Origin of the sequence: Mucilaginibacter dorajii (genome assembly GCF_024808255.1) — a bacterium.
GTDB lineage: Bacteria > Bacteroidota > Bacteroidia > Sphingobacteriales > Sphingobacteriaceae > Mucilaginibacter > Mucilaginibacter dorajii.
Genome location: NZ_JANTYS010000004.1, coordinates 204,621 through 219,420 on the forward strand (window position 1 = coordinate 204,621; position 14,800 = coordinate 219,420).

The following is a 14,800-nucleotide window of genomic DNA, read 5'->3' on the forward strand; positions in this document are numbered from 1 at the left end:
TTTTCAAAACTTCGTAAGTCTTTTGTCGCTTTGCTATTTTCCCCTTCAGAGGCAGCCGGATTTTACAACTCGCATTGGAACACTTTTGTAAAGCCGTTTTAACAGTTTCTAAGCAATTTAATCACTGGTTCAATTTCTTATTTACAATCCTATCGGCATAATCCTGGATCAGGGCTTTGCAATCGGCCATACCCTTGTTCATTTCTGGATTAATCGCTCCATTCATCAGGTTTTTCTCCAGGCCTTTATCGGTAGATGCGAAAATGCCGGTAATGTTCTTCCCGTCGAAAAGGTAAATGTAATCGCCCTGCATAAACTGGTAAATGTTACCGGTTGAATTGATAACCCGCGGGGTTTCGGTGGGTAGGTTGCTAATGAGGCTGCGTCCCCATGACCGGAAAGGTTTATGATAGCCTATCAGATCAACCAGCGATGGATAAATATCCATTTGCTGGGCAAGGTCTGTACGAACGCCTTTTAATCCATAAGCCTCATTAGGACTAAAAAACAGGATAGGCACGGCAAAACGATTGATGGATTTGCTGTACTCCGGGTAGTAAGTTTGGCTGGTATGATCGGCGGTGATTACAAAAATGGTGTTGTTGTACCAGGGTTGCGTTTTGGCGTAGTTAAAGAACTGGCGTAAAGCATTGTCTGAATACTGTACACATTTATCAATAGGTAACGGACCGCCTGTAAAGCGGGCCTTGTATTTTTGAGGGATCTGGAAAGGGTCATGTGACGACAGGCTGAACAGCGTAGCCAAAAAAGGCTGTTTTTGTGTGCCGATGGTTTTGCCCATAAATTGAAAAAATGGCTCGTCCCAAATACCCCATATGCCATCAAAATCAGCATCGTTATTGTACTCGGTTCTGCCGTAGTAGTTTTTGTAACCTAAAATATTGCCAAAGCCCTGAAAACCCATCGAGCCATTAGCGGCTCCGTGGAAAAAGGCCGTTTGATAACCCAATGTATCGCAAATAGATACCAGAGACTGGATTTTTTGTTTGGCATAGGGCGAAGAGGTAAAGGCCGTTTGAAAGGAAGGAATCCCGGCCAAAACGGATGACATGGCATGGATAGATTGCCTTCCGTTGGCATAAGCATTATTAAATATCAGGCTGCTGTTTGACAAAGAATCTAAAAACGGGGTGTACGATTTAAAATTAGGAATATGGGCGTCCCTGTTCATACTGCCCCAATATTCGCGGGCCATGCTTTCCAAAATGATGACCACTACATTTGGCCGCACTGCCGGGTTGCTGTTATATTGTTTAATGGGCTTAATATTGGCGTTGATATAGGCCGTATCTGAAAAATGCTGAATTTTAAAATTATTGGCGCTGAGCGTTCTTAAAATGGCGAAGGGTGTGTTCAGGATGATATCGCCCTGGTTGGGCACGGTAACATGTTTATAGGCATCAACCATATTGATGGGGCGGGTGCTGTGCGCAAAATCGCCTCGGATACCACCGATGGTCAACGCGGTTATTACCAGGAACGAAACTACAGATGATAAAAAATAGACCTTCGCATCTTTTACGGGCTGCGGTTTAATTTTCACCCGTTTATAAAGCCATACCCAGGCAAAACAGCAGATAATAAATATAAAAATGATGTACCAGTAGGTGCCCGAAAAATGTTCAAATAATGCCTTTTTATTGGTTTCATCACTCAAAACATCAAGCGTGGCTTTGGTTGACCGTACCTGGCTAAAACGGTAATAAATGATATCGATAAAGTTGGTGGCATAAGCCAGCAGGTTGGTAACAAAGTATAAAATGGCCAATCCCTTTTGATAGTCGGGTTTGGTGTTAATGGTTAAAGGGAGTACGCTCAATATCAAAAACAAACTATTGATGTACAGCAGGGCAGTAGTATCAAAAGCCATCCCGTAGTAACACAGCTTTAACAGTCCCGAAAAATCATCAACAGCAAAAAGATTGGTATTAAAAGCAAAGAACAGTACTCTGGCTATAAAGTAGAACAGGTAACCTAAAAACAACCGGTATAAAAGTACTTTATATTCGTTCAGCCTAAATTTATCAGCCATAAGGTGATGCTTTTGTTCATCCGGAAACCAGGCCGCGCAGCAGGTGCTTAATTCCTGTTTTTGTAGGTTCAGGACACTAAAACACCCCGGCTTATTTTACGGAGATTTTGAAAAGCGAAGATATAAAAAAGCACCCCATTATTAAGCCTGTGTAAATGGTTGGGTGTGATGATTTAACATAAGGATGACGAAAACGGATGTATTCCCGCTATAAAGTATGGCGGTTTATTTCACGAGTTCAATTCTTGGGCGTCTGAAAGTAAAAAGCGTTGGGCACGTGCGATTCCTTCCTTGGGTCTACTGTGTGTACACATCTTTTTTATTAAAGAAAAATGTCATTTCGAACTCGCAAGCGCAGGGACAAAGCGGGGGGCGAGGAGAAATCTTGTGCGATTTACATGGGCTGAATGTCCGCTTTTACAAGATTTCTCCTCACCTCCGGAGCGCAACCCCTACCGGTTCGTTCGAAATGACAACTCTTTTTATTGGGGCCAAAAGTTTAACAAGATGTGGTTAAACGGTAGGTTGGGAGGGAATAAAATTTAAAGGTAACGGATTTTAAAATGCCTCGTTCAAACCCAAAAAGAAACCTTTATTACCATACTTACCAAAAGCGTAATCAAGACAAAGGTTGGTACGGGTAGCTTTATTAAACAATACCCTTAAACCTGCGCCGCCGCCTGGTTGAAACACCTGGAATAGCTTGGTGCCCTGCTCATCATTGGCGCTTTGCATGCTAAAGAAGGTAACGCCGCTTAAAAATTTGTTACGTGTTATAGGGAAACGGTATTCAACTTCGGTATCGTTAAATTGGGTCCCTTTAAAATAGGTGGTAGTGTAACCCCTGCCGCTACGGAAAGAACCATCTTTACCGGTGCCGGGCAATTCAAGATAAGGCAATGTGCCACTAAGCAAGTATGAACCCCAGTTCCAGATGGCTATTACGTGCTCGGGATGGCTTTCACTCAGGCTAAAATATTTCCTGAAATCGGTTGTAAACTGTACCGAGCTTTTGGTACTGCCTATCCAGGTTTGGTTAACCCTGAAACCGGCATCGGCATAAATACCTTTATATGCCCGGTTTTGATTATCACGCGTGGTATATTGAATGTTAAACAGGAAACCATTGGCCGAATAATGATCCTGAGGTAAGCCATGCTCGTTGTTATAAACGCTTGATGGTGTGCCGTCAAAAGTAGTGTCCTTTTGAGTAATCTTTCGCCTGATATCAAATGAAACACCTGCACCTACAAACAGGTTTTTCTCCACTTCTTTATAAACTTTTTCCCTGATATTAAAATATTGGGAATGCAGGGCGTATACCTTGTGTGTTGGGTCGGCAAGGGTTTTATCGTTTGCGCTTCCGCCGTCAATCTCACGGCCAATTCCGATTCCATAATCCGGGGTTACTGTTTTAGCTGCAACTATACTACCCTGAAAATTGTATTTATTACCCGGTGTAAATATATTGTGGTTAACGTAAAAGTAAATGATACCTTTTGTAGTGATAGATGCCGAGGTTGCTGCAACCGAAAGTAAAGTATTGGGGTCATTTCCTAATTTACGGCCAGCCACGGCCTTAATGCCTATCTGCGCGCCAATAGTTGGGTTAGCTGCAATATTGGGTATAATGGTGATACCCGATTTTTTCTTCAGCGTATCTGGTTTTCTGCCGGGATGAAAAATGTTACGGGTAAGGTCGTTAAAATCGTATTGCTGGTTAAAATTATCCGCTTTTTTAATCCTGGCCACCTTACGTAATGAATCTGCTTTTAATGAATCTATCGGCGGGCCAACCTGGGCGTAGCTATATTGGCTTATGCCGGCTAAAAAACATATAATTGAAACCTTTAATAATTTAGAGAGGCTATGTTTATTGTTATATAATACTGTCAATGTGATCGTTATTTAATTTAAATATCCATGTTGTAACAACAATGGAACTGATAAACTAACAAAATGTTTGACGGGCTGTGGAGTTGAGACAAAAGGCAAGCAAACATTTGGATAGGGCGCTTCTTTTTCACTTCATTTTATTTTCATTAATTTGATTGATCTTCATGCGTCTGCTTTTGCAGATCAACACCATATTATCATCATCTATGAGACCTAAATTTATTCTTTTAATATTCCTCGCGTTTATCTATTGCGCTTGCCTGGCTCAAAAACGAGTTGTAACTGTCGACACAAAAAACATGGTTTTGGTTAAATCGGCAATTTACTTTAGAGGCTTGGATAGCGCCCGGCTTAAAGCGGCAATTGATAGGTATCATTTACCTGCCGACTTTTTTTCGCAGGAGTACCCCGAGATTAAAATGTATGTCCCCGCTTTTTATATCGATAAATACGAAGTGACTAATGCAGATTATAAAAAGTTCGTTGAAGCCAATCCGCAATGGTCAAAAGCAAATATTCCGGATAGCCTGTACAATGGCGATTACCTGAAGGATTGGAAGGTGAATAACTACCCCAAAGGCAAAGGCGATCACCCTGTTGTTTATGTTAGCTTTCTTGCCGCTAATGCTTATGCGAAATGGGTGGGAAAACGGCTCCCTAATGAAGCGGAGCTGGAATATGCAGCCAAAGGTACACAGCAACAACCTGCCGATTTTCCCTGGGGTAATAACGATGCCGACAGACAAAAAGCAAATTTCATCCAATCGGGAATAGGGCAAACTACTAAAGTAGGTAGTTATGCCCCCAATACTTTGGGGCTTTATGATATGGCCGGTAATGTTTTTGAGTTTTGCCTCGACCTGTGGCGTCAGGACGAGTATGTTGAATTAAAAAAGGCCATAATAAGTAAGAACTTCTTTAATTTCTCTCCACCTGATCGTCATAGTGTAGCCATCCGTGGCGGTAGTTGGAATGACGAGGCTGTTAAACTGCGTACCACTTACCGGCAAAAAATAGCAATGACAGATTGTAGCCCGTACGTGGGTTTCAGATGTGCGGTTAGGGGACCTAAAAATAAAGATGGCCGTTAATTAAGTATTGCCCTTTATTCTGCAACAGTTTTCTTTTTAAAGAAAAAGTAGGTCTGACTAAAGTAGCTAAAGCAAATAATAAACACGGTAGCAATGATTTTTGCCGGGGTAGGGTACAGGCCAAGCCCATCAACCAACAGCTTCAGGAACACAATATTAAGCACAATACAAATGGCGTTAACCACTATAAACCGGGATAATTGCGCGCGTTTGCTTAGGCCTGATTCGTGAAAGATCACAAACCGGTTTAAATAAAAGCCGGTACAAAAAGATATACTGAAAGAAGAAATTAATGAAGCTATGTGCGGACTTAGCGTATAAGCCCCGATATGCAGGTTTTGCTTTTGATACACAAAATTATAAAACGCGCTGAAAAGCAAAATATCCAACACCGTATTACCACCACCACAAGCCGCGTACCTGAATGTATGCAGTGGCATCAACTTTTTAAACGGGCCGTAAAAGAAATCGACGATGATGAAAATAGTTCGCCTTATAAACTCATGGATTTTTCGCATTGCTGCAAAGGTATTGATTTTATTTTTTTGTTCTACAAACAGGCAAGATGCCGTGTAACGGCTACCTGTTCTAAACACTGAAAGCTATAATGCTTTTCAAAAATCAGAGAAATCTTAAGTATTTCTCCGATTACCCTCTGATTTTTTAACTCACCCCTGCAATCTCCAGCAAAACTTCTTCCTCTGGCTTGGCTTTGATCATGCCATTGATGTTGAAATGCATTTTTAAACATTCCAAAAAGTTTTGAATGGCGGGCGTTTGCTTAATTGTGGCGGCATACCAGGTGCGTTGAGCAATGGTATGATGTAATGGAAGTGTAACAATATTGCGACCACGAAGGTATGGTTCCACAATCCAGTCGGCCATAACGCTGATGCCAAGGCCCGCGTTCACCATCTCGATAGTGGCATCGGTGTAGTGAATCCGATGCAGCGTTTTGGGCCTGACCTGTTGCGCCTGGATGAGCGCTTCTATCACCGGCGTATCCTGGTACGATGGATCATATAATGGTAAAATGAGTTCCTCATTCTGGAAATCTGATACATTAATTACCTTCTTTTTTGCCAGTGGATGATCCTTACAAATCACCGCCACAAGGTGGTCTTCAAAGATCGGTTCGTACATGATTTTGGTGTTGATCATTTGCGTACGTACAATGCCAATATCCAGTTCTCCGCGCATCAAATATTCCAGCGGACGGCGCGTTGCATCCGATAAAATGTGGATATTGATATCAGGCCAGCGGTTTTTGTAATATTTGATGATGCCGGGCAACCAATGGTAAGCGGTGTAGCATTGCATGCTGATGGTGAGTTTTCCGGTCTTACCGTTCTTATAATTCTGGATGTCTTCTTCCAAAGAATTGATCTCGGCAAGGATTTTTTCGGCGCTTCTCAGGAAGCGATAACCTTGTTCAGAAAGATGGAGTTTTTTACCCTGGCGATGAAAAACTTCAATGTCCATTTCGCGTTCCAATTCTTTCAATTGGTGGCTTAATGCCGATTGTGTAAGGTGCAAAGTCGCGGCCGCTTTGGTAAGCGATCCCTCCTTTGAAATGGTATCAACTAAACGAAAATGATGGAGTGCAATATTCATGTATTAGTTTTTCTAATGATTATGACAAAATTAATTCATTTTTCTAATATGTGCCATACTTTTACATTTGCCGTGTACAAACTACACCACAATGTTACAAATACCTTCAAAACGATTACTTCTGTTTTTAGGTGTTTTTTATGTCATTCAAGCTCAGGCTCAGCAACAGGTTCTCAATATTAAAGATGCTGAACAAATGGCCCTCGCTAACTACGGTACCATTAAGTCGAAAGCAAACCAGCTAAACGCTGCGAAGGCATACTTAAAAGAAACACGAACAGAATATTTACCAGATGTGAGCATCTCTGCCCAACAGGACTACGGAACCGCCAACGGCCAAAATGGACCATTATATGGTTACCATGGCTTATCAGTGGCCTCATCTGGTCCCGCATTGACCAAACAAAACTGGAATGCCGCCTTTGGCTCACTTTACCTGAGCAACGTAAGCTGGGACTTTTTCAGCTTTGGCAAGGCTAAAGAAAAAGTGAAAGTGCAGGCCCAGGTTGTAAACCGCGAGCAAAGCGACTTATCGCAGGAAACTTTTCAGCACCAGATCAGGGTAGCAAGCACCTACCTGAATTTGCTGGCCGCCCAACAGCTCGAAAAAGCTCAGCAGGATAATCTTAACCGATCGATGGATCTGCAAAAGGTTGTTGTTGCCCGTGTTAAGAACGGCTTAAACCCTGGTGTCGATTCGTCATTAGCAAATGCCGAAGTATCAAACGCGCGCATCGCTTTAACCAACGCGCATCAAACCGTGCAGGATCAAAGCAACCAGCTTTCTATTTACCTGGGTATTCAGGCACAGGAGTTTGTGTTGGATAGTGCCTTTATTACCAAAGCACCGGCAAACCTTGCTGCGCAAAGCGCGATATCTGCTGCCGATCATCCTACACTGCGTTATTTCCAGAACAGGATAGGGGTAAGCGATGAGCAGACAAAGTATTTAAAAACCTTCGCGTTACCAACCTTTAGCTTATTTGGTGTATACCAGGGCAGGGGATCGGGCTTTAATGCCGATTATGCTTCCAACCAAAGCAGCTACAGTGGCAGCTACGGTGCCGGTGCCGATCCAACCCGTTATAACTACCTGTTTGGCGTAGCCATGGTTTGGAATTTTACTACTATTTTCCGTACGCATTACCAGGTACAATCGCAAAAGTATACTTCAATGCAATACAAAAACGATTACGACGTGGTGGCCCAGCAACTGCAAAATCAGCAGGTGCTTGCAGAAACCCGTATCAGCAACTCCCTTAAAAATTACCAGGAAGTGCCGGTAGAGGTTAAAGCGGCCAGCGATGCCTACATACAAAAATATGCGCTGTATAAAAACGGTTTATCAAACATTGTCGACTTTACACAAGCCCTGTACACGCTTAACCGTGCCGAGGTTGACAAATACATCGCATCCAATAACGTTTGGCAGGCCCTGCTCTTTAAATCGGCCGCTACCGGCGATTTTGGCTTATTCATTAATAATTTTTAATAAAAGATATATACATAAATAATGGGAATGATAAAAGGGGCGCTCCAAAAACCAATTACCATATTGGTGATAGTAGCCGGGCTGTTTTTCTTCGGGATAAATTCGATCCGTACCATCAAGATCGATATTTTTCCTGACTTAAACCTGCCGGTTATCTATGTATCTCACCCATACGGAGGTTTTACCCCAAACCAAATGGAAGCTTATTTTGGTAAGCAATATGTTAACTTGCTGTTGTTCGTTTCGGGCGTAAAAAGTATCGAAACCAAAAATATCCAGGGTTTAACATTAATAAAAGTTACTTTTTACGAAGGTACCAACATGGCCCAGGCAGCGGCCGAAGTCACGAGTTACACCAACCGGGCCCAGGCCTCGTTCCCGCAGGGATCGCAGCCCCCGTTTATTTTGAGGTTTGATGCCTCAACATTACCGGTTGGTCAGTTGGTGCTAAGTAGCGCCACCCGCTCCAATAACGAATTACTTGACTACGCGCTGGTTTACGTGCGGTCGTCATTTACTTCAATCCCGGGCCTGGTAGCACCGGCACCTTTTGGTGGTAACCAACGTACGGTATTGATCAAAATTGATCCAAACGCTTTACGTGCCCACAACCTAACGCCAGATCAGATTGTGGCCGCCCTGCGCGAAAACAACCAGAACACGCCGGCAGGTAACGTGCGCATAGGTGATTATAACTACCTGGCACCATCAAATACCACCATTAAGCAGATCAAAGATTTTGGCGATATTCCATTGTACAAAAACGGTATCCAAACTGTGTTTATGCATGATGTGGCTACTATTGAAGATGGCGCGGATATTACCAACGGTTACGCTTTAATTAACGGTAAACGTTCGGTTTACCTGCCAATCACCAAATCGGCCACGGCCTCAACCTGGGATGTGGTTCAAAACCTGAAGAAGGCGCTGCCAAGGTTCCAGGCTTTATTGCCCGATGATGTAAAGCTATCCTTTGTATTCGATCAATCGATATATGTAATTAACGCGGTAAAAAGTTTGGCCGAAGAAGGTGCCATTGGCGCTGTACTTACCGGTTTAATGGTATTGCTGTTTTTGGGCGATAGGCGCGGGGCGTTAATTGTAATATTAACTATCCCTACGTGTATCATATCAGCGGTATTCTTTTTATCGCTGTTCCATCAAACCATCAACATCATGACGCTGAGTGGGCTTTCGCTGGCGATAGGGATTTTGGTGGATGAATCGACGGTAACCATCGAGAATATTCACCAGCACTTTGATATGGGCAAACCCAAGGCATTAGCTATCTGGGACGCCTGTAAGGAAATCGCTTTCCCTAAATTGTTGATCCTGTTTTGTATCCTGGCCGTGTTTGCACCGGCCTTTACCATGACAGGTATCCCGGGCGCGTTGTTCCTGCCGCTGGCATTGGCTATCGGTTTCTCCATGATTATCTCTTACTTACTGGCACAAACTTTTGTACCTATCATGGCCAACTGGATCATGGTGAACAAGCACGAAGATCATAGCCATGCAGATGGTTTTGCTTTGGAGGACGAAGGTGAGCCATGGGAGCAAAAAGAAAAGGCCATGAAAAAGGCGCTTGAACATAGCGAGGGTAAAGTAACCCGCTTTGATAAATTCAGGGATAGCTTTATGCGCCTGATGGACCGTATGCTGCCAATGCGCAAATTATTGGTAACCGTGTATGTTATCGGCGCATTTGCTCTGGCGTTCCTGCTGTTCAATATCATTGGCCGTGATGTATTGCCAAAGGTAAACTCCGGTACTTTCCAGGTTCGTTTACGCGCACCGGATGGTACCCGTTTGGAGCGTACTGAGGTAATAGCGATAAAAGCACAGAAGATCCTTGGCGATATTGTTGGTAAAAACCACATCGCCATTACATCAACATTTGTAGGTTCGCACCCTTCCTCGTTTTCTACAAACCCTATTTACCTGTTTATGGCTGGTCCGCAGGAGGCTGTAATGCAAATAAGTTTGTCCGAAGATTATAAGGTAAACCTTGATGATTTGAAAGAAAAGATCAGGCATGAAGTTGCCAAACAAATTCCGGGCATCAAATTATCTTTTGAGCCAATTGAGCTTACCGATAAAATTTTAAGCCAGGGTTCACCAACGCCTATCGAAATTGCTTTATCGGGCAAAAACAAAAAGCAAAACCAGGAATACGCTTTCAAGATCTTAGATAAACTGAAAGATATCAAATACCTGCGCGATGCCCAGATAGGCCAGTCATTTAACTATCCTACTATCGATATTAATATAGACAGGCAGCGCGCGGCTCAGTTAGGCGTAGGCTTAAACGATATTTCCCGCTCATTGGTGGCATCAACATCATCATCAAGGTTTACCGAAAAAAATAACTGGATTGATGAAAAATCAAACCTGAGCTACCTGGTACAGGTGCAAATTCCTGAATACCAGATGGCCAGCCTCAATGATGTTAAAGAGATCCCGGTATTGGCCAACCAGGCCCGCCCGGTATTGGGTGATGTTGCCGATATTAAAACCGGCATAACCAATGGTGAAAATGATAACATTGGTGCCATACCAACGCTATCTGTTACAGCCAATCTTTACAAAATGGATTTGGGGACAGCTACTACCGATGTGCAAAAAGCAATCAACTCATTAGGTAAGCCGCCACGTGGTTTAACGGTTGAGTTGCACGGTATGAGCCAAACGTTAACCGATACTTTGGATAGTTTGCAATCAGGCTTGTTTGTAGCTATTTTGGTAATCTTTTTGATGCTGGCCGCAAATTTCCAGTCGTTCAAAATGTCTTTGGTGGTATTATCTACCGTACCTGCGGTGTTGTTTGGATCGTTGTTCCTGGTAAAAATTATGGGATCGACATTGAACCTGCAATCATACATGGGTATGATCATGTCTGTAGGTGTATCCATATCAAACGCGGTATTATTAATAACCAATGCCGAAGAATTACGTAAGCATAACGGCGACGCGTTAAAGTCGGCCCGTGAAGCGGTTGCCCTGCGTTTACGCCCTATATTGATGACCAGTTTGGCCATGATTGTGGGTATGGTGCCAATGGCATCCGGCTTAGGCGAAGGTGGTGATCAAACATCACCGTTAGGTCGCGCGGTAATTGGTGGGCTGATAGCCTCAACTTTTGCAGCATTGCTGATATTGCCGCTGGTATTTGCCTGGGTACAAGGTAACACCACCACCCAATCTGTTTCATTAGACCCTGAAGATAAAGAAAGTAAATTTTATGTCCCTTTGCACCATCATGAAAAAATTTAAAAATAAACCGATACTTATCCTTGCCGCTTTAGCCATTACCTTAAGCTCGTTGAGTGCGTGCCACTCAGATGATAAGGAAAAACAAGAACAAGAGGCAGAAGAGCAAACCCAGCAGGCGGCAGAAACGCCTACCGTGGAGCTAACACCTGTAACCAAAGGGAAATTAAGCAACAACATCACCATCCCCGGCGAGCTGATCCCTTACCAGCAGGTTGATCTGTACGCGAAGGTTAACAGCTATGTAAAAAAGCTGTTGGTTGATATAGGCTCTGAAGTGCATGCCGGCCAGTTATTGGTGGTGTTAGAAGCTCCCGAGATCAATTCGCAATTAGCAGGTGCGCAATCGCGCATCAAACAATATGAGGCGGTTTATTTTGCCAGCAAAGCCACTTATGACAGGTTGGTAAGCACCAGCAAAACACCAGGTACCATATCACAAAATGATCTGGAACAGGCCGAAGCTAAAAAGAACGCGGATATGGCCAATGTAGAAGCTGCAAAATCGGCACTGAAAGAGGTATCGGCTAATTTAGCTTACCTGGAGATCAGGGCACCTTTTGATGGTGTAATTACCAGTCGTAATGTAAACCTGGGTACCTATGTTGGCCCGGGTGGTAAAGGTTCTGATCCTTTGCTGACATTACAGGATCAAAACAGAATGCGTTTGGTAGTATCGATTCCTGAAAACTATACCGGCTCATTGAGCAATAAAAGCGAAGTGAGTTTTAGGGTGAAAGCCTTGCCTAATGAAAAGTTTACCGCCGAAGTAAAACGTATGGCCGGTGCTTTGGACGAGAAGCTTCGCGCCGAACGCCTGGAAATGGACGTGTACAATAAAAGTAAAAAACTATTACCGCATATGTTTGCCGAGGTTGATGTACCCCTTCCAGCCGGTGATAGCACTTTTGTAGTACCTAAAACTGCAGTAGTAACATCAACCGAAAAGGTTTTTGTAATTAAAGTGGTAAATAACAAAGCCCAGTGGGTTGATGTTAAAAAGGGAATTACCAGCGGCGATAACGCAGAAATATTTGGCGACATAAAACCAGGCGATCAACTGGTAAAAGTAGCCAGCGAAGAAGTAAGGGACGGTGCAACCGTAAAGACCAAGCAATAATATTCTTTTTGTTTTTTTCTGAGATCCCGTTCTGCGAAGGCAGACGGGATTTTTTGTTGGAAAGAGGATAGTAAAACAGAAATGTCATTTCGAAAGAGCAGCTGTGGGAAGCGCATGAGGGCGAGAGAGAAATCTTATACTTCCTGCTATGCGTTGACTATCGGCTAATGCATGTCGTATAAGATTTCTCCTCGTACCTTGTTCGAAATGACAACATTTTTTAATATTGCAAGTGGTAATTTGAGCCTATCTTACCTTAATCCTTACTGCAGTCCTTTCAAAATATTAATCCCAACATTATCAACCGTTTCTCCGCAATTGGATAGTACCACAACAGCCAGGTTCTTATCCCTGTTAAAAGCCAGGAATGAGCTGCTGCCATAGGTACCGCCGTTATGAAAAATATATTCCACACCGTTTATAGTGATAATATGCCAGGCCAAGCCAAGTTTGGCGTCTTTTTTAAAGGTGATCTGGTGTGTGAGGGCTAAGGCTTTACCTAATTTATCGTTAGCGGGGTTCATATTCACTTTAACATAAAGCAATAAGTCGTTAACCGATGAATGCAGGGCTCCACAGGGGGCCAGGGCGTCAAAATCCCACGAGAGTGTAGCTTTGCCATCGGCATTGTAAACCGTGGCTAGACGGGGCTGTATTTCGGCTGTTATGTGTTGCATAGTACTTTTCATGCCAAGCGGTTTGCAAATTATCTCGGTAACCAATTCATCATAAGTTTTGCCGCCAACCTGGGTTAGGATGGTTCCTAATAAGCCAACAGCTAAATTGGAGTAAGCATATTGCTCGCCAGGTACGCTGTTAATTTTGCAGGTTTTAAGATACGCGAAAAGTAATTTTTTGTCGTACAGTTTATATGGGTTCAGCTCGTCGGTATTTGGGTCGAGGTTATCGGGCATGCGGGCTAAGCCGGATGTATGATTGCTGAGTGTAAGCAGGGTGATGTCCTTTAGCGCCGGGTTTGTTTTAACAGAATCGGGCAAAAACTTAGTAATCGGATCGGTAAGTTTAATTTTGCCCTCGTTAACGTAGTAAGCTAATATGGTTGATGTAAACGTTTTACTGATAGAGCCTATCTCAAAAACGGTATTGGCATCCGGTAATTTGCCATTGCCTTTTACGGTTTCGCCATAAGCATAAAACGAGATCTTACCATCTTTTAAAACACCAATACTCAGCCCGGCAGTGCTTGCCTTTTGAATATATACACGCGCCGCCGAATCGACTTTAATATCCATAGGACTGTTCATTTTATTGGAGGTAGCTACTTTTTCCATCCTATCGGCAACAGCTTCTTTATAAGGCTGGAAAAGGAACATTTCTAATTTATCGTACTGATCTATACTCATAGATAGCTGTAAAGTAATAGTGCCAAAAATGATCTTATAGGTAGCAACCTTGTTGTTGAAAAAACTAACAAATGATGATCCCTTAATATCACCTAAAGGGAAAAGCTGTTGATTGCAAACCGAGCGGAACGCGTCGGCGTTGAGTTGGCTCCTGAACTTGTCGCCGGTGAGGCTGTAAATAGAATCGGCCAGTTTATCGTTGTAATAGCTTTTTACCAATGCGAAAACCGAATCTGTGCGGCGTTGCTGTTTACTTTGGGCTGTTGCCGATAAGGAAACCGTGCAGAGCGCGATAATCAATAAGCTTAAAAAATGTTTGATTTTCATAGAGCAGTGGATAAGTTAATAATCCTGCAGGTGTTTTTGTTGAAGGCGTTCGTTCAGCGGATCGGTTAGCCGGATAAACCTGCTTTCGTTGTAGGTCCATCTTAACCTGTTAGTGATAACGCCCGTGAAGCCCCCAATCATATAACTGTACCCAATAAAGCTGAACATGTTGGAAGGATCTTCCATAATAATTTTAAGGGTAACTACGGTAGATAAGCCCAGGATGCTTACCAATATCCACAAATACGCGCCAAGGATAATACCACCATCGGTAATGCAATATCTTAAAATACCTCGTTCACGAATCTTTTCCCACTTTTTAACAAAAAAGATATTCCTTACGTCTTCAGGGGTTAAGCTTTTATGTTTACCCAGGTATTTTTCAATCATCCACCTGTCACGACCGTAATAAGCTGCTCCCCAAAAGATGAAGCCGGAAGAAATCTCTGCAACAGTTTCAATAATTTTAAGATTGAAATTGAAAAATAGATAGCCCGTAAAAACAATCATACCAAGTACAACAAATATCGAGAGCTCGTTATCTCTAATGTACCTGGCTGTTTTATTCATTTC

10 protein-coding genes are annotated in these 14,800 nt (G+C 43.0%); 4 read left to right on the forward strand and 6 right to left on the reverse strand.

What is annotated here, in order from left to right; genetic code table 11:
• Window positions 1-121: 121 nt before the first annotated feature.
• On the reverse strand, window positions 122-2,053 hold the full coding sequence (locus FHS10_RS07075) for an LTA synthase family protein (RefSeq protein WP_259088980.1): 1,932 nt from the start codon (window positions 2,051-2,053) through the stop codon (window positions 122-124).
• 558 nt (window positions 2,054-2,611) lie between these two features.
• Window positions 2,612-3,949, reverse strand: a complete 1,338-nt coding sequence (locus tag FHS10_RS07080) for a BamA/TamA family outer membrane protein (protein WP_259088986.1) — start codon at window positions 3,947-3,949, stop codon at window positions 2,612-2,614.
• A gap of 206 nt (window positions 3,950-4,155) precedes the next feature.
• On the opposite strand from FHS10_RS07080, the gene FHS10_RS07085 reads away from it, so the two are divergent.
• Window positions 4,156-5,040 carry a formylglycine-generating enzyme family protein gene (locus FHS10_RS07085; protein WP_259088988.1) on the forward strand — a complete coding sequence of 295 codons (885 nt, stop codon included), beginning with the start codon at window positions 4,156-4,158 and terminating at the stop codon, window positions 5,038-5,040.
• A 14-nt stretch (window positions 5,041-5,054) separates the two neighbouring features.
• Here FHS10_RS07085 and FHS10_RS07090 read toward each other — a convergent pair whose 3' ends face one another.
• Window positions 5,055-5,558, reverse strand: a complete 504-nt coding sequence (locus tag FHS10_RS07090) for a GtrA family protein (protein ID WP_259088989.1) — start codon at window positions 5,556-5,558, stop codon at window positions 5,055-5,057.
• Window positions 5,559-5,703: 145 nt separating this feature from the next.
• Window positions 5,704-6,654 (reverse strand): LysR family transcriptional regulator, encoded by a 951-nt coding sequence (locus FHS10_RS07095; RefSeq protein ID WP_259088991.1) that lies wholly within the window; start codon window positions 6,652-6,654, stop codon window positions 5,704-5,706.
• 91 nt (window positions 6,655-6,745) lie between these two features.
• Between FHS10_RS07095 and FHS10_RS07100 the strand changes: the two genes are divergently transcribed.
• From FHS10_RS07100 to FHS10_RS07110, 3 genes are read left to right on the forward strand one after another with little or no spacing between them, the layout of a single operon-like run.
• On the forward strand, window positions 6,746-8,146 hold the full coding sequence (locus tag FHS10_RS07100; RefSeq protein WP_259088994.1) for a TolC family protein: 1,401 nt from the start codon (window positions 6,746-6,748) through the stop codon (window positions 8,144-8,146).
• Window positions 8,147-8,167: 21 nt separating this feature from the next.
• On the forward strand, window positions 8,168-11,419 hold the full coding sequence (locus FHS10_RS07105; protein WP_259088995.1) for an efflux RND transporter permease subunit: 3,252 nt from the start codon (window positions 8,168-8,170) through the stop codon (window positions 11,417-11,419).
• On the forward strand, window positions 11,406-12,536 hold the full coding sequence (locus tag FHS10_RS07110; protein ID WP_259088997.1) for an efflux RND transporter periplasmic adaptor subunit: 1,131 nt from the start codon (window positions 11,406-11,408) through the stop codon (window positions 12,534-12,536). The genes FHS10_RS07105 and FHS10_RS07110 overlap by 14 nt, the downstream gene beginning before the upstream one ends.
• 263 nt (window positions 12,537-12,799) lie before the next feature.
• Here FHS10_RS07110 and FHS10_RS07115 read toward each other — a convergent pair whose 3' ends face one another.
• Together FHS10_RS07115 and FHS10_RS07120 are read right to left on the reverse strand one after the other, a co-directional pair.
• Window positions 12,800-14,227, reverse strand: coding sequence for a serine hydrolase domain-containing protein (locus FHS10_RS07115; protein ID WP_259088999.1), 1,428 nt, complete (start codon window positions 14,225-14,227; stop codon window positions 12,800-12,802).
• A 15-nt stretch (window positions 14,228-14,242) separates the two neighbouring features.
• Window positions 14,243-14,797, reverse strand: coding sequence for a hypothetical protein (locus FHS10_RS07120; RefSeq protein WP_259089001.1), 555 nt, complete (start codon window positions 14,795-14,797; stop codon window positions 14,243-14,245).
• Between the last annotated feature and the right edge of the window lie 3 nt (window positions 14,798-14,800).